The following is a 21,782-nucleotide window of genomic DNA, read 5'->3' on the forward strand; positions in this document are numbered from 1 at the left end:
GGGTCGGTGCGGAACGGGAGGGCCAGTCATGGCTCCTCCCTGCGGGCCACCACCCGGTAGGCGTTGGAGAGGCCCCACCGGTGTGCCACCGGCCTCAGCAGCAGGTCGAGGAGATGGGCGACGACCACGAACGGCACCCCCGCGCCCAGGACCGCACCGCGGAGCACCCGGCGGAGCGTGCCGGGCGCCTCGGCGTACCAGGGTTCGTCCCGGCGCGGTGCCACGCGGTTGACGGCCAGACACGTGGCGGCCACCAGGTCCACGGGATCGTGTGCCGCGGCGTGCTCCTCGGCGACCACCGTGAACCCGTGGTCGGCCAGCCGCCGGCGCAGATTGCCCACGGGGAAGAGGTGGAGATGCTGGGGCTGCAGCCAGGGCAGCCACCAGCGTCCCAGCAGCCGGGCGAACCGGGACGCCGGATCCGGCACCTCGACGACCAGCAGCCCGCCCGAGTGCAACACCCGCCGGGCGGCGTCCAGTTCGGCGTCCGGATCGGCGCTGTGCTCCAGGTAGTGGAACATGCTGATCACGTCGTACCCGTCGGTGGCCAGCTGCGGAGCGAGGCCGGTGAAGCTGCCGCGGTATCCGCGGCGCAGCAGGCCGCGCCGCTCCGCCGATCCGACACCCGCTCCGATGTCCAGCCCGTCGAAGACCGTCCCGGGCAGCACGGTGCGCGCGGCCTCGCAGAAGTGCCCATGGCCCGTCCCCACGTCCAGCCAGGTCTTCGGTGCGCGGGTGAAGGGCAGGACGGACTCGGCCCGGGGGCGGTGGAAGCGGCCGTGCGAGCGGAAGAGGCCCGCGAGGTTCTCCTCGCCCAGCCCGTCGTAGAAGTCCCGGTAGTAGAAAGCGAGTCCGTTCTCGTTGAGCTGCGGGTTCTGGAAGACATGGCCGCAGGTGTCGCAGGCGTCCAGGACGAACTGTCCGGGCTTGTGCTGGAGCAGGTCAGTGGTCCGCAGCCGTACGCGCAGCCGCCTCGACCCGCACCACGGGCAGTCCTCCCGCCTGGGAGCGAAGAACCGCTCGGTCCCGGCGGCCAGTTCGGCCTGGTACTGGTGGCGGCACGCCGCCACCAGCGCTTCCCGGGAGCCGGGCGCCGCTGCCTGCGGTGACCCGGGCCCGGGGTCGGGCGCCTGCCGTGGCCCGGGCCAAGGACCCGGCACCTGCTCCGCCTGCCGGGTCCTGCTCCCGCGCTGCCGGTTCGGTGCCACCGTCAGAACCTCCCCGAGAGCGCGCGCGACCGTACGAGCTGTTCCAGGTGGACCGCCGCGACCGCCGGGCCCCCGGACGCCCGCAGCGAACGGCCGACCCGTACGGCGGCGGCCCGGAAGCCCGGCTCGTCGAGGACGGTGTCCAAGGCCGTGCCCAGATGGTCCGCGGTCGCGCGGTTGAACCGGACCCGTACGCCGGCGCCCGCGTCGACGACCTGGCCGGCGATGGTGGGCTGGTCGTCCCGGATGGGGGCGACGACCAGGGGCCGGCCGTGCCACAGCGCCTCGCACACCGTGTTGTGCCCGGCGTGGCAGATCACGGCGTCGCACCGCTCCAGCAGGGCGAGTTGGGGCACGCCGCGCCGCACCAGCACACGCTCTCCCGTCCCGCTCACCGTGCCGGACGGGTCCACGACCACGGCCTGCATCCGGTCCGACCGGGCCCCGACCGCTTCGGCGCAACGGGTGAGGAAATCCCCGCCGGCCTCCCCGTTGGCCGTGCCGAGTGTCACCAGGACGGTCGCGAGTCCCGGGTCCAGCCACTCCCACGGAAAGCCGGACGTGACGGGCCGGGAGGAGACCGACGGGCCGACGAACCGCACCTGGCCGCCGAAGTTCCCCGGCCCCACCAGCTCACGGGAGCTGAAGGTGAGCACCAGGCGGTCGGACAGCCGGGGATCCACCGTCCCGGCCGGGTCGCCGATCCGCCGCCGCAGGCCCTGCAGCACCTCGGCGATCCACTCCTCCACTTTCGGCAGATCGGCCAGCGCGGTGAACCCCGCCGACGTGGTGGCCGATGTCGCCCACGCGACCCCGAGCTGCTCGGCGACCAGCCCGCCGGCGACGGCCTGCTGATCGGCGATCAGGACATCGGGCCTGAACTCCCGTACCGCCGAACGGATTCCGGGAGCCATCGCCTCCGCCAGCGGTACGAGGAACCGTTCCCAGAGGAACTTGAGTGCCGCAGGACCGCGGAGCGAGGGCGGTCGCAGCAGCGCCGGGTCGTTCAGCGGGGGAGCGGCGCACCGGTGGACGGCCGCCTGCTCGCCCACGAGGGGTTCCACGACCTCCGGCACGCCCGCCCAGGCCACCTGGTGGCCCCGCCGCGTCAGCTCCGCCGCCACGCCCACCGTCGGATTGATGTGCCCGACCAGAGGCGGCACCACGAAAAGGAACCTGCTCATCGCCCGTCGACCTCCGCTTCCGGTGCGCGGTCGTGCTCGCGGATCCACTCCAGGACCAGATCGCTCACCAGCGCCGTCGCACCCATCAGCACCCAGTGCTCCTGGTCGGGCACCACGACCGTACGGCAGTGCGCGAGCAGCGACTTCAGCCACGGCTCCTGGGCCGCGAGGTCCGACTCGCTGCCGTAGATGGCCAGCACGGGGCAGCGCAGCGACCGGAGCTGCTCCTCGTCCATCAGACGGCTGGCCGGGACGTCGCGGGCCATGGTGCTGGACTCCAGCAGCCGCGACGCCGATCTGACGCGCTTGGTCACATGCGGCCCGTGCTCCTCGGCGAGCCGGCGGTGGAGGTCCGGGCGGGCGAACTCGGTGGCCGCGCGCTCCAGATTGGCCGCCATCTTGCGCGACCAGGCGTCGGTGGCCGGCTCGGACTCGATGACCGAGATGCTGGCCACCCGGTCCGGACGCAGGGCCGCGTAGCCGAACGCGACCGTCCCGCCGTAGGAGTTGCCGACGAGGTGGACCGGGCCGGGCACCTCCAGTCCGTCGAGCAGCGCGTCGAGGTCCCCGAGGAAGTCCTCCACGGTGTATCCGGTCGGCAGCCGCTGACTGCGGCCGTGCCCGCGCAGGTCGTACATGATCACGTCCATGCCCGAGGCGGCGAACACCGGGGCCAGGGTGAAGTAGTAGCTGATGAGGCTGTCCACGAGCATGCCGTGCACGAAGACCACGGTGGGCGGGGTCGCCCCCTGGGCCGTGTTCCGGGCGGGCATCCGCTCCACGTGCAGTTCCACGCCTCCGGCGTCGACGACTCCCACCGGTCAGCCCTCCCCGGCGTCGCGCAGGCATCCGGCCACGTACGCGGCGAGTCGGCCGACCCTGAGGTAGATGATCTCCTCCAGTTCGAGCCCGGCCAGGAACTCGGCGAAGTTGACGCGTTCGCCGTAACACGCCGTCAGATGCCCGCCCAGGGTGACCAGATCGATGCTCTCCAGGTCCAGGTCGTCATGGAAACGGGTGTCCATGGTGATCTCGATGTCGTCCAGCCCTTGCTCGTCCAGGACGACGTGGAGCATCGCCACGATCTGGCCGAACACCACCGCCTCGTCCGCGGCGGCCGGCGGCACGGTCTCGCTGCTGTTCACTGCTTCGACTCCCGTTCCTTCTCGGTCGTTCCCGCCGTCCACGCGACGACGTAGTCCCGTACGGGCAGGCCGTCCGGGTTGCTGATCCGGCGGCACCGCACCCGGTGCTCGCGCCCTCCCGCGGACACCAGCAGCTCATCGGGCGCCGCCCCCACCACGGCGAAGTCCCGTGGCCGTCCCCGCAGTCCGGTCCCGGCCGCCTTGGCGACGGCCTCCTTCGCCGCCCAGAAGCGGGTGAACCACACCGCCTCCGGCTCGCCGGAGGCGGCGCATTGCTCGGCGAGCAGGTCGCGCTCGGCGGGGCCGAGCGCCACCTCCCGTGTCTCCGGCGGCCGTTCGGCGATCTGCTCGATGTCGATACCGGTGCCGCTCGGGGCGCCCGATGCGCCCGGGCGGTGCGGGCGCACCAGCGCCACCCCGGCCTCCGCGCTGTGCGCCAGCGTCACCTCCAGGGGCGGGAGGCTCCGGCCGTGCACCCCGGTGACGCGCGGCGCGCCGCTCTCGTCGTTGCTCACCCGGATCTCGGCGGGGAAGACCGGCCCTTCGCCCAGGTCCCACAGCAGGCGGCGTACGGCGTCCTTGACGGCGATACGGCCCAGGAGCCACTGGCGGCGGCGCCGGGGCGGGCAGCGTTCGTAGTCGTCCCGTTCCGCGCTGCCGAGGTGGTTGCGCATGACCAGGTCGCGGGACGCCAGGTCCGGCCAGCGGTCGTGCACGAGGCTCCAGCCGCCCGGCTGCGGGCGGGAGAGGGTGTTCCGCTCGGGGAACCGCTCCTGCGCCCGCGTCTCGGGGTGGTTGTCGAAGCGCCGGTCCCGCCAGCCGGTGATCTCCGCCCAGACCCGGCCGTCGGCGACCAGCTGCACATCGGCCTCGACGGCGGCCTCGGTGACGGCTGTGACCCTGATGAGGCAGTCCAGTTGGGTCCCGGCCGCCGGGTGGGGGCCGAAGAAGCGGATCTCCCGCATGGCGACGGGAAAGACCACGTTCCGTTCGGGGAGGGTGGTGATGATCCAGTAGCCGAAGAGCTGGCCCACGTTGTCCAGGAGTGCCCCAGGCGCGGCGGGCGCCGTCAGGATCCCGCGTACATGGGACGGGCCGATCGCGGTCAGCTCCGTGACCCCTTGGAACCGCGGACCGTGGAACATCCAGCGTTCGGTGTAGAGCTGATCGGCGGTCAGATGAGGGGCGCGCTCGAAGGCGGGGTCGAAGCGCCATGGGCTCGGGGCTCCGGCCGGGTACCGCGGCGCCAGGTCGACGTGTGCCTCGGCGTACGGGCCGAAGGCCACCTGGGCCGCACCGGGACCGGCCGGTGTCACGGTCACGGGCACGTCGACCGGCGGGGTGGCGGCCACCCACCGGTTCAGCCGCACCTCGCGCACGGCCACGGCCGTCGTACCGGGCGTGCCCTCCTCGGCGTACCGCATCATGTGGTGGACCACCGTCGTGGCCGGGACGACCGGCCGGCGGTCCGACTCGTCGGGCCAGCCGGGCCGTTGAGCGAAGAAGCAGTGGTCCAGCAGGTACGGCATCGCCGCCGTGGACACCCGGAGGACGCTGCTGTGTCCGTCCGGGCCGGCCGGGGGCGCGGGGGAGGGCGACGGGGACTCGGGCGCTGCGGGCACCCAAGTGGACGCGGTCCGGGGCGGGTCGGCGGATGCGGGGGTGTGCGGCGTACCCGTGGGGTGGGTACTCGGGGCGAGAGGCATACCCGTGGGGTGGGTACTCGGGGCGAGAGGAGTGTCCGGGGTGGCCGTCGCGCCCGACGTGGCCGCGTCGATCAGCGCGACGGCCGTGTCCGCGGTGTCCCTCAGCAACGCGGACAGCTCACCGGCGAACGGGAACCGGGCCGCTGCCCGCTCCAGTTCGGCCGCTCTCCCCGGCACACCGCCGGGCGCGGCCTCGGCGGCGGCCGCAGGCGCTCCGCCAGGCCTCTCGCCGAGCGCCGTACGGAGACCGTTCAGTGTGTCCCGGTCCAGGGAGACCAGGCGCCCGCCCAGGTCCAGCCGGACCGCCGGATGGCGGCGACCGTTCCCGGAGCCGGTTCCCTTCCCGGCACCGCTGCCCTTCCCGGCGCCGGTGGCGTTCCCGGCGCCGTACGCGCTCCGGCGGGCCCTCTCCAGCACCTCCGCGGCGGGTTCCCCGCCCTCCGCCCAGAGCGCGGTTGCGACGCGGCGGAGCTGCGCCAGCCCGCCGCGGTGGGGCGAGTCGGCGGCCACCGTCAGATGCGGGCGGTCCTGCAGGGTGTTGCCGATCAGTGCGCCGAGCTGCCCCGGCCCCACCTGGACGAACACCCGGATCCCGTCGGCGTGCATCGCCTCGACGAGCGGCCGGAACCGTACGGGCTCCAGCAGATGCCGTACGAACAGCTCCCGCACCCGTGCCTCCTCGCGCGGGTAGAGCGTGGCGGTGGTCGCCGACCACACCGGCACCGTGGGCGGATGCAGGTCGAAGCGTTCGGACGCCTGCCGGATCGGCTCCAGATAGGGCGCCAGCATCGGTGTGTGGAAGCCGGACCGGAACGGCAGCACCTGGCCGACGACACGGCGCGCGCGGAACCACCGCACCAGCTCGTCCACCGCATCCGGGGGCCCGCACACCATCGACTGGTCCGGTGCGTTGTCGTGGGACAGGACGACTCCGGGCCGGTCCTCGACGGCGGCCGCGACCTGGTCGGCGGGCGCGCCCAGGACGGCGAAGGACAGCCCCGGCACCCGGAGTTCGTCCGGGTCGAACGTCTCCAGGAACGCATCCGCCGCGGCTCCGGAGAACAGCCCCCCGGCGACCATCGCGGTCCACTCGCCCACGCTGTGGCCCGCCACCGCATCCGGCACGATGCCCATCCGGCGCAACGCCGCGTCCAGCACCCGGCCCGCGCCGACCACATGGGCGCCGAGCCTCCCGACATGCCCGCTCCCGGCCACGTCGTCGTCTCCACTCCCTTCGCCGCCGCCGCCGCCGTCCGGCCGGTCGTCGTCACCGAGCGCGAGCGGCGCCGTGGACAGCCCGAAGTGCTCGGCCACATCGGCGACGCGCGGCTCGGCTCCGGCTTCGAGACCGGGGAACATGAACGCCGTTCGGCCCCCGTCCGGCTCCGCCAGCAGTGGCTCCTCGGTGAACCACACATCGCCGCGTCCGCGCCAGGGCCGTCCGCGGGCCAGCGCCTTCCGGGCCAGTGCGAGCCTCTTGGCGGTCGGGTCGACGATGCCGAGCCGGGCGGGCCGCCCCTCCCGCGCCCCGGGCCGCAGGGCCCCCGACTCCTCCTGGCGGAGGCCGGCGGCGAGTACGGCGGAATCGTCGGTGTCCAGCAGGGCGGCCAGTTCCCGGGCGCTGCCGGCGGCCAGCCGCAGGACCCGCTCCGGCTCCCGTACGGTCGTGGCGGGCCGTCCTTGTCCGGCGGCCGCGCCGGGCCGCGGCCGCCTGCGCACCTCGGCGCCGGGATCCGCTTCGAGGACCACGTGCGCGTTGATGCCGCCGAAGCCGAAGGCGTTCACCGCGGCGCGGCGCACCCCGCCCCCGCCACCCTCACGCGACTCCCAGGGCCGGGCCGAGGCGAGCGGGCGGAACCGGGTGCCCTCCAGCGCCGGGTGCGGATCCTCGCAGTGCAGGGTCGGCGGCAGGACGCCGTGGTGCACGGCGAGTGCGGCCTTGACGAGTCCGGCGGCCCCGGCCGCGGGCATCGTATGGCCGATCATCGACTTCACCGAGCCGATCGCCGCCCGGTCCTGACCCCGGGAGGGCCCGAACACCTCGGCCACGGTGGCGAGTTCGGCGGCGTCCCCGGACGGCGCCGCGGTGCCGTGCGCCTCCAGGAGGCCGATCGATCCGGGCTCGGCGGGGTCGAGGCCCGCCGCCCGCCACGCCTGCCGCACCGCGCTCACCTGGCCCCGGGGGTCGGGGTTGACGAGGCTGCCGCTGCGGCCGTCGCTCGCCATGCCCGTACCGCGGACGACGGCGTAGATCCGGTCCCCGTCGCGCCGGGCGTCGGCGAGCCGCTTCAGCACCACGACCCCGGTGCCCTCCCCGATGAGCAGGCCGTCCGCGCCCCGGTCGAAGGGGCGGATGCGCTGGCTCGGCGACAGGGCCCGCAGCTGGGCGAACACGCTCCACAGCGTGATGTCGTGGCAGTGGTGCACGCCTCCGGCCAGCATCACGTCGCACTGTCCCGCCGACAGCCGGGCGACCGCGTGGTCGACGGCGACGAGCGAGGACGCGCACGCCGCGTCCACCGTGTACGCGGGGCCGCGCAGGTCGAGCCGGTTGGCGACCCGGGAGGCGGTGAGGTTGGGCACCAGGCCGATGGCCTGCTCCGGCTCGTCGGGCCCGAGCCGCTCGGTGAACGCCCTTCGCACGTCCTCCAGTTGACCCTCGCCCAGCGAGGGCATCAGCTCGCCGAGCGTCCGGACGAGCTGATTGGCCGTCCGTACACGCTGGGAGCCGCGGGACAGACCCGGCGTCAGATAGCCCCCGCGGCCCAGGATCACGCCGATCCGCTCGCGGTCCGGCAACCGGTCCTCGCCACCGGCGTCGGCGATCGCGTCGGCCGCGACCTTCAGGGCGATGAGCTGGTCCGGCTCCGTGCCCGCGACGGAGTTCGGCATGATGCCGAACCGGGTCACCTCGACCTGCGCCAGATCGTCGACGAACCCGCCGCGGCGGCAGTAGACGCGGTCCGAACGCCCCACGGCCTGCGGGTCGTAGAAGAGCTCGTCCCAGCGCCCTGACGGGACGTCACTGATCGCGTCGACGCCGCCCACCAGATTCCGCCAGTAGGTGTCCAGGTCCGGAGCGCCCGGCAGCAGGACGGCCATACCGACGACGGCGATCCCCGGACGGTGTGTGTCCTCGGCCATCGTGCGTCACCAGCCCGACGCCGTGTAGAGGACCGCGTCGTCGCCACCGTCGCCCCAGGCCAGTTCCCGCAGCAGCGCGAGTACGCCCTCCTCGGGGTCGATCAGCCCGATGCCGTGGCGGGCGTACTCGCGCGCCAGCTCCGGGGTCACCATGCCGGAGTGTTCCCCGGAGGGTGCCCACGGGCCCCAGTGCACGGTGAGCGCGCGGCGCGCGCCCGGCGTCGCCCCGCGGCGTGCCCACCGGCTGCCCAGGCTCTCCAGCGCGTCGTTGGCCGCCGCGTAGTCCACCTGGCCGCGGTTGCCGAGGACCGCGGCGATGCTGCCGAACAGGACGGCGAAACGCGGGCCGTTGGGCACGTTCTCCACCGCGTCCAGCAGCGCCCGCGCGCCGTCCACCTTCGTCCCGAACACCCGCCGGAAGGACTCGATGTCCTTCTCCGGCACCAGCCGGTCCTCGATCACGCCCGCGGCGTGCACGACACCGTCCAGCCTTCCGTACTCGGCGTGGATCTCCTTGACCAGACCGTGGACGGCCTCGGTGTCGCGCACGTCGGCCGCGTGGTACCGCACCGGGCTGCCGAGGTCCCGCAGCCGCCCGGCCGTTGCGGCTATCTCGCGCTGCGCCAGAAGGTGCCCCACGGCGCGCTCGATGGCGGCGGGCGACCGGTCGCCGTCACGCGCGGACGCCAGCGCGGTGCGCAGGGCGGCGGGGTCCGACACCGTACGGGCGGTGGCAGGGTCCTCGGGGCCGGTCGACTCGGCGGTTCTGCCGACCAGTTCGATACGGCAGCGGGAAGCGGCCGCGAGCGCTACGGCGAACCGTGCCGTGATCCCGCGCGCGCCGCCGACGAGGAGGACCACCGAATCGTGGTCCAGGCCCATCGCCCGGGCCTCGGCCGTGCCGTCGCCTCCCGGCCCCGCGCCCCTCGAAGCCGACGGGCCGAGGCCGCGCTCGGCCGTCCGCAGGCCGTGGCGGACGCCCCCGGACCGCAGGACGACCGGGGCCGCCGCGGAACACAGCAACTCGTCCGCCAGCGCGGCCGCGACGACCGGGGGCGTCTCGTCGGCCCCGGTCACGACGGTGCGGGCGATCGCGTCCGGGTACTCCCGCGCGAGCGTGCGGAACAGGCCGCGCAGACCGTCCGTACGCCCGTCGTCCGCGGCGGTGGCGGGCGCGGCTGCGATCAGCCACCGGGTGCCCAGGCCGAGCGCCGCGCGGAAGACGGGGAACGCCTCGGGCAGCACGGGTCCCTCGCCGCGGGCGAACGCCTCCAGATGGAAGACGCCGTCCACCGGTCCGTCCTGGTCGGTGAGGACGTGGCCGGGGCCCAGGACGATCGACTCCGCGCCGCGGTCGGCGAGTTCGGCCGACAGGGCACGGACGACCGGGTCGGTGCCGTCGCCGAGCAGGGCGAACCGCAGCCCGGCGGGAAGTGCCGGGGGCCCCTCGGCGGAACCGTGCGACGACTCGGCCGCACCGGGCCCGGGGAGGGCGACGCGCTCCAGGACGAAGCGTGCCGGGGCCGTGCCGGTCACAGGGGCGGCGGCCGCTTCGGGGACGGTCTCCGCGGCGGGCGCGCGGGCGTCGTGGTCGGCCGGTGGCGGTGCGGTTACGGGCGTCGGTGCCGATCCCGGTCCCGGCGGTTCGGGTGCGGCCGGGCGCGGATCGGCGTGCGGGTTCGGAGGCGAGGACGGGGTGGACTCGCCCTGCGGCGCGGCCGGTTCGCCCAGCTTCGCCGTCAGCGCATCGGCGATGCCGGAGGCCGTACGTGCCTTGGACAGGACCTCCAACTCGTCCTCGCCCAGCGCCCGTTCACCGGCGGCGCCCTGCGGCCCGGCACCGACACGGGAGGCCAGCTCCCCGGCGATCTCGATCCGCTTGATCGAGTCGATGCTCAGATCGGCCTCCAGATCGAGATCGGGCTCGATCATGTCGACCGGGTAGCCGGTGCGTTCGCTGATGATGTCCAGGACGGTGCCGAGCACGTCGGCCTCGCCCGTCGCCGCCGGCACGCCGTCCGGTACCGCCTCACCGATCGGCGGTGGCGGGTCCGCGGGCGGGGAGCCGAGCGCGGGCAGTGAGGTGGCCGGATCCGCCGCAGCCGGAGCGGCAGTCGGTACCGGCGCGGTGGCCGCAGGCGACGGCATCGGACCCGCGGCACCCGCGGCACCCGCCGCGCCCGCCGTCGTGCCGAAGTACGTGAGCAGCACGTCGCGCTGCGCGGCCATCATCTCCCGGCTCGTGCGCAGGAATTCGGAGACCATCCGGTCGCGGTCGGGAACGCCGTGGTCGTGTGAGGGGTGGTCGGTCACCGCGGACTCCTGGATTCGTACGGCCGGTGCGAGCGAACCGGGCAGGGGGTTGCCGTCACGGGTGCGGACCAGATGCCCGTCGACGGTCCAGCCGGGTGCCTCGGGCGAGGCCCCGGCCTCCGCCCCGAAGACGTCCCGGCCGTTGAACATCCAGCCGGTGCGCACCCGCGCACCGGCGACGGCCAGCCGGGCCAGGGCGGCGAGGAAACCGGGCAGCCCGCGGCGCTCCGGCGTCTCGCACGTCACCGTGGTGTGCGGCCGGTCGCCCAGGGTCGCGGACACCAGGGACGTGAGCACCGAGCCGGGCCCGGCCTCCACGAACACCCGGGCACCGGCCTCGTACATCGCCTCGATCTGCTCGCTGAACCGCACGGGGGCGCCGATGTGAGCGGCCAGTTCGGCACGGATCTCGTCTGGGCGTACACCGTGGACCGCGGCGGTGCGGTTCGACCACACCGGCACCTCGGGCGTCCGCACCGGGTGGCCGGCGAGGACCTCGGCGAACCGTGGCCCGGCGCCGGCGACCACGGGACTGTGGAAGGCGCAGGCGACGGGGATCGCCCGGGCGCCGAAGCCGCTCTCGCGGAGCCGGTCCACGGCGGCGGCGACCGCCCGCTCCGGGCCGGAGACGACGGTCTGCCCCGGGCTGTTGTGGTTCGCCACGACGACGTCGTCCGCGAGTCCGGCGGCGGCCAGCTCCCGCGCGACGTCCTCACCGCCGGCCGACACCGCGGCCATCGTGCCCGGCTCGGAGCCCGCGGCCGAGAGGATCGCATCGGCCCGTTCGGCGCTGAGCGTCAGCAGGGTCGCCGGGTCGAACGCCCCGGCGGCGCAGAGCGCGACGAGTTCGCCGTAGCTGTGACCCGCGAGCATGGCGGGGGCGACTCCGGCCCGGCCGAGCATCTCGTGCACCGCCAGCCCGACCATGCCCAGTGCGGGCTGGGCGACCCGGGTGTCGGTGACACGGGCCCGCTGCCGGTCCGCGACGCCGGGACCGAACGCCGCCGGGGGATAGAGCGCGCCGGCCCACTCCCGCCCGAGGTGGAGATAGCGCTGGGTCTCCGGGAAGGCGACGAACAACTCGGCCATCATGCCCGGCCGTTGGCTCGCCTGACCGGGGAAGAGGAACGCCACGTCGCCGCCGTCCGCGCCCGTACGGTCGAGGAATGCCACGCCGCCGTCCGCGCCCGTAGGGTCGAGGAATGCCGCGCCGCCGCCGCCCGGGTCCGGTTCGTCGAGGAACACCCCCGCGGACGGGTCGTGTTCACCGGCGAGCGCCCGCCGCAGCAGGACGGGCAGCTCGTCGAGGTCCCTCGCCACCACCGCCGCGCGTACCGGCTTCGCGGAGGCGTCGGCGCGCCGCGAGGCGGTCAGGGCGAGCTCCGCGAGCCGCCACCGGCGTCCGTGAGGGGCGTCCGCCTCGGCGAGGTCCAGCAGGTGTTCGATGGCTCGTGCCGTGTCCGCCCGGTCCGTGCCCCGGAAAAGGAACAGCTCGGCGGGCCACACCCCGAGCCCCTGCGCCGGCGGAGGCCCCGCGTCGTACGCGCCCAGCACCACGTGGAAGTTGGTGCCGCCGAACCCGAAGGCGCTGACGCCGGCGATTCGTTCGGCGGGCGGAGCGGGCCACGGTTGCGCCGTGGTGTGGAAGACGAACGGGCTCTCGCCCTCCTGCCAGGCCGGGTTCGGCTCCTCCAGCAGTCCGGTCGGTGGTGTGACGCCGGTGTGCAGGGCCATGGCCGCCTTGATCAGCCCGGCCAGTCCGGCCGCGCACTTGGTGTGGCCGATCTGCGACTTCACCGATCCGAGCGCACAACTCCCCGGCGCCGCACCGGACTCGGTGAACAGCTCGGTGAGAGCGCCGAGTTCGGTACGGTCGCCCACGACCGTCCCCGTCCCGTGCGCCTCGATCATCCCGACATCGGCGGGCGAGATCCCCGCGTTGCGGTACGCCCGCTCCAGGGCGGACCGCTGACCTTCGGGTCGGGGCGCGGTCAGCCCGCGCGACCTGCCGTCGCTGGAACTGCCGACGCCCTTGATGACCGCGTAGACCCGGTCGCCGTCGCGATCCGCGTCGGCCAGCCGCTTGAGCACCAGGCACGCGACGCCCTCGCCGAGTGCGATGCCGTCCGCGCCGCGGTCGAAGGTACGGGAGCGGCCGGTCGGGGACAGCGCGTGCACCGAGGAGAAGAGCAGGTAGTCGTTGATCCCGTTGTGCAGGTCGGCGCCGCCGCACAGCACCAGGTCGCTGGTACCGCCGGAAAGTTCCTTGCAGGCCACGTCGACCGCGGCGAGCGAGGACGCACAGGCGGCGTCCACCGTGTAGTTGGCGCCGCGCAGATCGAGCCGGTTGGCGATGCGCCCGGAGATGACATTGGCCAGCATCCCGGGGAAGGAGTCCTCGGTCAGCCGCGGCAGTTGGGCGTCCAGGCCGGGCGGCAGCTCCCCGAGGTAGGCGGGCAGCAGGGTCCGCAGTGTGGCCGCGTTCGACAGATCGCTGCCCGCTTCCGCGCCGAAGACCACCGACGCCCGGGAGCGGTCGAACTCCCGCCGCCCGTAGCCGGCGTCCTCCAGCGCCCGCCGTGCGGCCTCCAGCGACAGCAGCTGCACCGGCTCGATGCTGCCCAGCGACGAGGGCGGAATGCCGTAGCGCAGCGGGTCGAACGGGATGCGCGGCAGGAAGCCGCCCCACTTGGACTCGGTGCGGTCGCCGCCGGCGCCGGGCGCGTAGTAGAGGGCCGGGTCCCACCGGCCGGGCGGTACCTCGGTGACCGTGTCGGTGCCCGCGACGACGTTCGCCCAGTACGCGTCCAGGTCCGGGGCGTCCGGGAACATGCACGCCATGCCCACGACGGCGATGTCGAGCGGCTCCGGTGCCTCATCGCCGCGCTGCTCCTCGTCCGCGCCCAGGCCCGCGCGCTCGCGGACCGCGGCGGCACGGTCGGAGAGGAACACGGCTGCCCCGGTGGTGACGGCGGTGTGCAACGCGTCCATCGTCGTGACCTCGGACCGCAGGACGGCCACGTCCCCGGCCATGAACATGCCCTTGGCCAGCTGCTCGTCCTCGTCGCGCAGGGCCAGTTCCTCACCGACCCGCTCCACGCCCTTGCTGGCGATCCGCAGCCGCCCGACGTTCAGCCGCTCCAGCTGCTCCCACACCTCGCGGTCCGGTACGCCGCGGCCCCTCAACTCATCCTTCAGGGCACGGTAGTTCTCGGTGTACGGGCTGGGGACGCAGCGCGTGGCATGGCCCGGCGCGGTCTCCAGCAGCTCGGTCCGCCGCGCCTGGAGGACCTGCCGCTGGAAGACGGGCCGGACCGCCCCGCTGCCGACGGCTTCCTCCGTGAACAGATAAGCGGTGCCCATGAGGAGGCCGACGGCGACACCGCGCGCCGTCAGGGGCGCGGCGAGCGCCGCGACCATGGCCGACGACCGTTCGTCGTGCACGCCCCCCGCGAAGAACACCCGGAAGCCGGCCGGGTCGGGGCGGTCCGCGGTGTCCAGGAAGTCGGTGAGGACCGCGATCTGCGCCTCCCACAGGGCGAAGCTGCTCCGCGGTCCGACGTGGCCCCCGCACTCCGAGCCCTCGAAGACGAACTTGCGGGCTCCCGCACCGAGGAACTGCCGGAACAGGCCGGGGGAGGGGACGTGCAGATACGTCTCGACGCCGGCTTCCTCCAGTGACGCCGCCTGCGAGGGCCGGCCCCCGGCCACGATCGCGCAGGACGGCCGGAGTTCGCGGACGATCTCCAGCTGAGCGCTTCGGATCCGATCGGGAGCGAATCCGAGCACGCCCACCCCCCAGGGCCGTTCCCCCAGCCGCTCACGGGTCTCCTCCAGGAGAGCCCGCGTCCGGTCGGGGCCGGCGAGGGCGAGGGCGAGGAACGGCAGTCCGCCGTGTCCGGCGACGGCCTCGGCGAACCCGGCCTGGTCGCTGACCCTGGTCATCGGCCCCTGCGCGAGCGGCAGCGACGTCCCCAGCGCCCGGCTCATCTCCGAACCGGGCAGCAGGGCGTCCGCAGGCGTACGGTCGCGCGCCGTATCCCGTACGACATCCCGTACGGCATCGGTCACCGCGCGTACGGCACCGCCGACATCGCCCCACCGCTCCGCGAAGTGGGCCGCCAGAAAGCCGTCCTGACCCACCGGCAGCAACCGCGTCCGCGGGTCCTCCGCGCCGAGCAGCGCGGCGACGTCGGCGGGGTCCTCCGGGTACGGCGGCGCGTCCGGGCCCCGGCGGCGCAGGACCCGGTGGCCCGCGACCACCACGGTCTCCGAGCCGTCCATCGTGCGGACGGCCGCGGCCACCTCCTCGGGCGGACACGCCTCCGCGAGCAGCGCGAGCTGGGTGTCGAGGACGACCCCGGCCGCGCCACCGAGCAGGGAGGCCGCCGCGGTGCGCGGGCCGATGCCGCCGCACGCCCAGACGGGCACCCCGGCCAGGTCCGGGTCGGCGAGGAGCTGCTGGAGGAGGACGAAAGTGCTCAACTCCCCGACGCGGCCGCCGCTTTCGTTGCCGCGAGCGACCAGGCCGTGCGCCCCCGCGCCGACGGCGGCCGCGGCCTCGTCCCGGTCGGTGACCTCGACGAGTACGCGGTGGGCGGCGGCGAGAGTGCTCGGGGCCAGGGGGGCTCCGGCCCCGAGCAGCACGGTGTGGACGGCTCCGCCGTCCAGCAGGTCGCGAGCGCTGGGAGTGCACCCGGCGGCCATCCGGACGCCGAACGGCCCCGGCACCCACTCCCGTACCGAAGCCAGCGCCTCCCGGGCCCGCCTCCCCCCGTCTCCCAGATCCAGGATCCCGAGTCCGCCGGCCCGGCAGACCGCGGCGACGACTCTCGGATCCGGCTCACCGAACGGGCTGATTCCCAGGACCGTTTCGGTCGCGGGTGCAGTGGTCACGGGCACTCCGAAAAAGAGGGTTCATTCCGGGGAAAACGAACCGGCCGGCGATGCGGAAGGAAGATGCGGAAAGAAATTGTGGAGGGGAGACGGGGCAGGTGGCCGATAGCCTGTGGGGGCGGTGCGTCGTGCGGGCCGAGCGAATTCCGCGTGTGCCGGCCGGTGAAATCAGCCTGTTCGCGGGCCGGGTGGGGTGTCAATGAACACTAGGGATCCTCCGGTCGGACCGGTCCCGCCTCGTGGCACCCACGAGATTTAGCGCGTCGTGGTGACCACGAGACGGATGCGGGAACCACGAGAAACCCCAAACCAACTGCTGTGGCGCGGAGTTCGGAAGGCAGGGCGGGCGAGCGTGCTCGGGCAGCGGAAGGATGGGCCACGGTCGCGGGAGAGATCCGGTCGGCGGCCGATGTCCCGTCAGGGCCGCACCGCTCGCCGAGAGGAAAGAGTGACGTGCACGGGAATTCCGTACGAAGCCCGGTGCGCGGGAATTCCGTGCGCGGTCATCCGGAATTTCCGTGAACGATTCCCGTGCGGCGTGGGCGGACAAGGGTTGGATCAGGCTTTGAGGCGGCGCGTGGTGCTGCGCTCCCACTGGCCGATCCAGGACTTCAGCGGGATCAGCAGCGCCCAGAAGAGCTTCGCCCCGGTCGGGGTCGCGAAGGCCAGGGGAACGGCGAGACCGAACATCACCACGGTGGACGCGAAGTCGGCGGCCTGCAGTCGGCGGAGCCGGTGGCCGAGCGGCTGGTCCGGCGGCGGCAGGCGCCGCTGGACGGCGAGCAGCAGGGCGAGGTGGACCGCGTTCGTGGCGGCGACGCTCAGGGAGTAGATGGCGACGGGCAGGGACTCGTTGCCGTACTCCGCGAGGAGGGCCGTGGGAAAGGGAAGCAGCGCGATCAGCCCGAGCCCCAGCAGCGTCAGCCCGGTGACCCAGCCGTCGACCGCCCGCAGGGAGCCGAGGATGCGGCGGTGGTCGGTCCAGAACTCGGCGATGACCGCGAAACTGATCGTGTAGGCGGCGAGGTTGGGTAGGACGTCGTCGAGGGCCTCGTGGAACTGCTCGGGGTTCAGTCCGGGCGGGATCGACACATCGAGCACCAGCAGGGTCATGGCGATGGCGAAGACCCCGTCCGACAGAGCCGTCAGACGCTGAGCGGCGGTGTCGGACTCGGTGAGGGCCGGTGCGTGCTGCATGCGGGAAACGCTATGCAGGGGACGGGTGGGCTCCGCCGGGCTCGCCCGCGAACGCGGTGGGTACAGATGTTCCAACGGGGCGGACGGGGAAGGGCGGTTGACGCGCGCCGGGCTCAACGGGCCCGCGGGATCACGCCGTGGGGCTCGTCCCGTGGGGAGCCGGTGGTCGGGGCCTCCCGGTCGTCGTGGACTCCCGGACGCGGTGGCGGGCGGGTGCCGGGCCGCGGTCACGGCACTGGACGCGTGCACGATCTCCGGATCGCCGCCCGCTCCCCGTGGATCAAGCCCCCGCCGCGGCCGGGCGGACGCAACCAGGGACCCGAACTGAGGGGGCCGTCGGGACGACCCGCCACGGCCGCAAAGGTGCCGATCATGGGCGGACCCGTCCGTGCCGCTGTCACGGATCATGAGCGACGGCGTCCGCCGACCGGCCCCGCGGCTTGGCGGAAGCCACAGCCCGTCCACGGTCCCGCTCGGCCGATGCCACAAGACATCGGGTCGCTGTTGGCCAAGGCCGGGCGAGGTCGGTGACAATGGCGTAGGAGCCGCAGCCCGATCCAGCTCGGCCCGGTGCTGACTCCCCGCCCGCCCTTACGTAAAACCGCAGGTGAGAGAGTTAGATGCGCTTCCTCAACGACCAGAAGCCGCCGTACGACCTGACGTACGACGACGTGTTCATGGTGCCGAGCCGCTCGGCGGTCGGATCCCGGCAGGGCGTCGACCTGTCGTCCCGTGACGGCACCGGCACGACGATTCCCCTCGTCGTCGCCAACATGACCGCGATCGCCGGCCGCCGCATGGCCGAGACGGTCGCCCGGCGCGGCGGGCTCGTGGTGCTCCCGCAGGACATCCCGATCGACGTCGTCGCCGACGTCGTCGGCTGGGTGAAGGCGCGCCATCTCGTGCTCGACACCCCGATCGTCCTCGCCCCGCACGCGACGGTCGCCGACGCGCTGTCCCTGCTGCCCAAGCGGGCGCACGGCGCCGGTGTCGTCGTGGAGGACGGCCGCCCCGTCGGCATCGTCACCGAGTCCGACCTGACCGGGGTCGACCGCTTCACGCAGCTCACCGAGGTCATGTCCCGGGAACTGCTGCTCCTGGACGCCGGCATCGACCCGCGCGAGGCCTTCAACCGTCTCGACGCCGCCCACCGCAAGATCGCGCCCGCGGTCGACCGTGACGGCAAGCTCGTCGGCATCCTCAACCGCAAGGGCGCCCTCCGCGCGACCCTCTACACCCCGGCGACCGACGCCGACGGCAAGCTCCGCGTCGCCGCCGCCGTCGGCATCAACGGCGATGTCGCGGGCCGGGCCAAGGCGCTGCTCGCGGCCGGTGTGGACACGCTCGTCGTGGACACGGCGCACGGTCACCAGGAGTCGATGATCAGCGCGCTGAAGGCGGTGCGCGGACTCGACCCGCAGGTGCCCGTCGTGGCGGGCAACGTCGTGGCCGCCGAGGGCGTACGCGACCTCATCGCCGCCGGAGCGGACATCGTCAAGGTCGGGGTCGGCCCCGGCGCCATGTGCACCACGCGGATGATGACAGGCGTGGGCCGCCCGCAGTTCTCGGCCGTCCTCGAATGCGCCGAAGAGGCACGGAAGTTCGGTAAGCACGTGTGGGCGGACGGCGGCGTGCGGCACCCCCGGGACGTGGCGATGGCGCTGGCGGCCGGGGCGTCCAACGTGATGGTCGGGTCCTGGTTCGCGGGCACCTACGAGTCCCCCGGCGACCTCCAGCACACCGCCGACGGACGCCCGTACAAGGAGAGCTTCGGCATGGCATCGGCGCGCGCCGTGCGCAACCGGACCTCGGAGGAGTCCGCGTACGACCGGGCGCGCAAGGGTCTCTTCGAGGAGGGCATCTCCACCTCGCGGATGTTCCTCGACCCGGCCCGTCCGGGCGTCGAGGACCTGGTCGACTCGATCATCGCGGGCGTGCGCAGCTCGTGCACGTACGCCGGGGCGGGCTCGCTGGAGGAGTTCCACGAGCGGGCCGTCGTGGGTGTGCAGAGCGCCGCGGGCTACGCGGAGGGCAAGCCGCTGCACGCGAGCTGGCAGTAGCGGACCGGTAGCCGCTCCGGCAGCCCGTCCCGCAGGGGGGTCCTGCCGCGATCTCCGGACGGGCGCCGCGCGTCCTCGGGCCCGGCTCGGGCGCGCCGGCGGTCCGGCACCTTGCGCCCCGCCCGGTTCGCCCCGGGCGGGGCCGTGCCCTCCGGCCGCCGTCGTCCCCGGGGCGGCTCGGTCCGTGCCCGTCCGCGGGGAGGACTCAGCCGGTCCGTACGGCGACCCGTCCTGCTCCGGGCTCCTCCCGCGGACGCCCGGCGGCGTCCGGCGCCTCTTCGGCGGGGGTGGTGTGGGCGGGCTCGGCCTCGACGGGCGCCCATCCGGCGGGGACGGCCCCGGCGGAACCGGCCACGGCATGAGGTGCTGCCCCGTGGGGTGCGTCGGTGGGCGGTGTCCACCACGCGACCTCACCGCCCTCCAGGTACGTCAGCAGGATCCCCTCGCGCAGCGCCCACGGGGAGATGACGACCCGGTCGAGCCCGATCAGCTTCATCGTCGTGTGCGCGACCAGGGCGCCGGCGAGCGACTGCCCGGCGCGGGCTCTGGAGATGCCCGGCATGCTCGCCCGCTGGTCCGTGGGGAGGGCGGCCAGCGCCTCGATCGCGGGCCGCAGGTCCCGCCGCGCGAGCCCGCGTTGGACGAACGGGCCCTCCCGCCCGGGTGCCGCTCCGCACAGCCGGGCGAGCTGCTGGAACGTCCGTGAGGTGGCCACGCCCGTACGCGGTCCCTCCCACCGTATCCGCGCCGCCACATCGCGCAGTTCATGGCGGACGCGCCGGCGGAGCTCCCTCACCGCGGGGGGACCGGGCGGATCGTCGCGACCGAAGTGTTCCCGGGTCAACCGGCCCGCCCCCAGCGGAAGGGAGGCCGCGAAGTCCGGCATTCCGCTGCGTCCGAAGGCGACTTCGAGCGATCCGCCGCCGATGTCGAGCAGGACGAGCGGCCCCGACCGCCACCCCATCCACCGCCGGGCGGCCAGAAAGGTCAACTCCGCCTCCGTGCCCCCGGACATGAGGCGGAGCGGCATGCCGGTACGGCGGAGCACCGCCGCCAGGACGTCCTGGCGGTTGGGTGCGTCCCGCACGATCGACGTCGCGAAGACGAACGGCGCTGTCACGCCCCACCGTTCGGCCTCCTGCCGCGCCGCGGCCACCGCGTCGGCCAGCAGCGTCACGGCCTCCCCGGAGATCCGGCCGCTGCCGTCGATGTGCTCGGCCAGCCGGAGCCGGCGCTTGGCGGTGTGCACCGGTAAGGGGACGGTGCCTGCGCCGTCCGCGACCATCAACCGCACCGTGTTCGAGCCCACGTCCACTACGCCGAGTCGCATGGGGGCTGCCTACCCGTGGCACCGGCGCAGCAAGCCCTTGCCGCTCACTCCCTGACGTGATCCGAGCTCGCTCGGTGACCGCGGTCTGATTTCTGATGGAAAGTCGTATATGCCCCATACTGGAAGTGGTGTTGGACCTCCACGCTTCGCGGGGGCGGGCGCTCCTGCGTGCTTCAGGTCACCGTGACGCGGCAACGCGGCAGTCCCCGTGGCGCGGCAACAGCGAGACGGAGGGACGACGATCATGAAGAACGGCCAGACGGCGCTCGCCATCGCCGGTGGCTACGTCCTCGGACGTACCCGTAAGGCACGCATCGCTCTCGGACTGGCCGCCCTGGCCGCCAGCCGTGGACTGGGGAGCCGAGGTCTCGGCCAGGCCGGCGAGGCCGTCAAGTCGGTGGGGGGCGACAAGCACGCCGCGGACCTGCGCGGCAAGCTCGTCACGGCGGGCAGGACGGCGGTCGCCGGCGCGGTCGGCCACCGGGTCGACGCCCTCAGCGACCGCATCGAGCGCAGGACGACGGCGCTGCGCGGCGGAGCGTCCGGCGACGGTGAGGCGGAATCCGCCGAGTCCGACGGTGAGCACGACTCCGGGAAACGGAAGCGGGCGGAAGCTCGCTCGAGCAAGCGGTCGTCGGGCGCGGCATCCGGGGCCGGGAGCAAGAAGAGCGGGAGCGGTTCGGGCGGAAGCGGCACCAAGGCCGGTACGGGCAGGACGGGTACGGGCGCGGCACGGACCGGCACTCGTAAGACCGGTACCGGCCGGACCGGTACGGGCACATCCAAGACCGCCAAGAAGCAGACGGGCGGCGGCCGTTCGGGAGCCGCGGGGAAGAGCGGCGGATCGAGCGGTTCGGCCCGGCGGAGCCGAGGGTGATGACGTATGGCTGATCGGTCCAGCGGCAGCACGAACGGAGACGGCGGCCTGAGCCAGGACCTGCACACCGACCGCCTGAAGCAGGAGGTGCAGGACCTCCTCATGGTGCTCGGTGAGCGGGCGATCGGATCGCTGAGCGACCGGGTGAGTGGCGTCACCGAACGGCTGTCGGACATCGCGCCGGACGGCTCCGGTGTCGTGGCTGCGCTCACCGGTGGGAAATCACCGGTGGGGGCGTTGCTCGGAGGTGGCCTGTCGAGCGTGAAGGACAAGGTCAAGGACGCTCTGACCGGCGGTGACGGGGGCGGCGGGGGTGACAAGGGCTCGAAGATCAAGGTCACCAACATCGTCGAGCAGATCGATGTGGGAGTTCCGGTCTCGACCGCGTACGACTACTGGACCCGGTTCGAGGACTTCCCCGGGTTCATGAAGAAGGTGGAGGACGTCGAGCAGGGCGAGACGGAGGCGGAACTGGAGTGGAAGGCGCAGGTCCTGTGGTCGCACCGGAAGTGGCAGTCGACGATCCTGGAGCAGGTGCCGGACGAGATGATCGTCTGGGAGTCCAAGGCGGAGAAGGGGCATGTGGACGGTGCCGTCACCTTCCATGAGCTGACGCCGAATCTGACGCGCATCCTGCTGGTGCTGCAGTACCACCCGCAGGGCTTCTTCGAGCAGACGGGCAACATCTGGCGGGCCCAGGGGCGGCGGGTGCGTCTGGAGCT

General features: G+C 73.8%; 11 protein-coding genes. 3 read left to right on the forward strand and 8 right to left on the reverse strand.

The annotated features are described in order from the left end of the window. Positions 1–26: 26 nt before the first annotated feature. From ABZ822_RS12955 to ABZ822_RS12985, 7 genes are all read right to left on the reverse strand, one after another. Positions 27–1,070, reverse strand: a complete 1,044-nt coding sequence (locus tag ABZ822_RS12955; protein ID WP_360851487.1) for a class I SAM-dependent methyltransferase — start codon at positions 1,068–1,070, stop codon at positions 27–29. Between the two features lie 140 nt (positions 1,071–1,210). Further along, positions 1,211–2,392, reverse strand: a complete 1,182-nt coding sequence (locus tag ABZ822_RS12960) for a glycosyltransferase (RefSeq protein ID WP_360851375.1) — start codon at positions 2,390–2,392, stop codon at positions 1,211–1,213. Continuing rightward, positions 2,389–3,210, reverse strand: a complete 822-nt coding sequence (locus tag ABZ822_RS12965) for an alpha/beta hydrolase (RefSeq protein WP_360851377.1) — start codon at positions 3,208–3,210, stop codon at positions 2,389–2,391. Before ABZ822_RS12965 ends, ABZ822_RS12960 begins: the two co-directional genes overlap by 4 nt. A 3-nt stretch (positions 3,211–3,213) precedes the next feature. Continuing rightward, on the reverse strand, positions 3,214–3,468 hold the full coding sequence (locus ABZ822_RS12970) for a phosphopantetheine-binding protein (protein ID WP_360851490.1): 255 nt from the start codon (positions 3,466–3,468) through the stop codon (positions 3,214–3,216). Between the two features lie 65 nt (positions 3,469–3,533). Further along, positions 3,534–8,387 (reverse strand): beta-ketoacyl synthase N-terminal-like domain-containing protein, encoded by a 4,854-nt coding sequence (locus tag ABZ822_RS12975; protein WP_360851380.1) that lies wholly within the window; start codon positions 8,385–8,387, stop codon positions 3,534–3,536. A gap of 6 nt (positions 8,388–8,393) precedes the next feature. Beyond that, positions 8,394–15,596: an SDR family oxidoreductase gene (locus tag ABZ822_RS12980; protein WP_360851383.1), complete on the reverse strand. Its 7,203-nt coding sequence runs from the start codon at positions 15,594–15,596 to the stop codon at positions 8,394–8,396. A 558-nt stretch (positions 15,597–16,154) separates the two neighbouring features. After that, positions 16,155–16,793 (reverse strand): TMEM175 family protein, encoded by a 639-nt coding sequence (locus tag ABZ822_RS12985; protein ID WP_360851386.1) that lies wholly within the window; start codon positions 16,791–16,793, stop codon positions 16,155–16,157. Between the two features lie 620 nt (positions 16,794–17,413). Here ABZ822_RS12985 and ABZ822_RS12990 point away from each other — a divergent pair. After that, positions 17,414–18,853: a GuaB1 family IMP dehydrogenase-related protein gene (locus ABZ822_RS12990; RefSeq protein ID WP_360851389.1), complete on the forward strand. Its 1,440-nt coding sequence runs from the start codon at positions 17,414–17,416 to the stop codon at positions 18,851–18,853. A 205-nt stretch (positions 18,854–19,058) separates the two neighbouring features. Here ABZ822_RS12990 and ABZ822_RS12995 read toward each other — a convergent pair whose 3' ends face one another. Beyond that, positions 19,059–20,183, reverse strand: coding sequence for a Ppx/GppA family phosphatase (locus ABZ822_RS12995; protein ID WP_360851392.1), 1,125 nt, complete (start codon positions 20,181–20,183; stop codon positions 19,059–19,061). 244 nt (positions 20,184–20,427) lie between these two features. Between ABZ822_RS12995 and ABZ822_RS13000 the strand changes: the two genes are divergently transcribed. Together ABZ822_RS13000 and ABZ822_RS13005 are read left to right on the forward strand one after the other, a co-directional pair. Continuing rightward, positions 20,428–21,060 (forward strand): hypothetical protein, encoded by a 633-nt coding sequence (locus tag ABZ822_RS13000; RefSeq protein ID WP_360851395.1) that lies wholly within the window; start codon positions 20,428–20,430, stop codon positions 21,058–21,060. A 6-nt stretch (positions 21,061–21,066) separates the two neighbouring features. Beyond that, positions 21,067–21,782: SRPBCC family protein (locus ABZ822_RS13005; protein ID WP_360851398.1), on the forward strand; the 716-nt coding region annotated here is incomplete at its 3' end.

The sequence above is a fragment of the Streptomyces sp. NPDC047108 genome (genome assembly GCF_040643575.1).
In the GTDB taxonomy this organism is placed as follows: Bacteria; Actinomycetota; Actinomycetes; order Streptomycetales; family Streptomycetaceae; genus Streptomyces.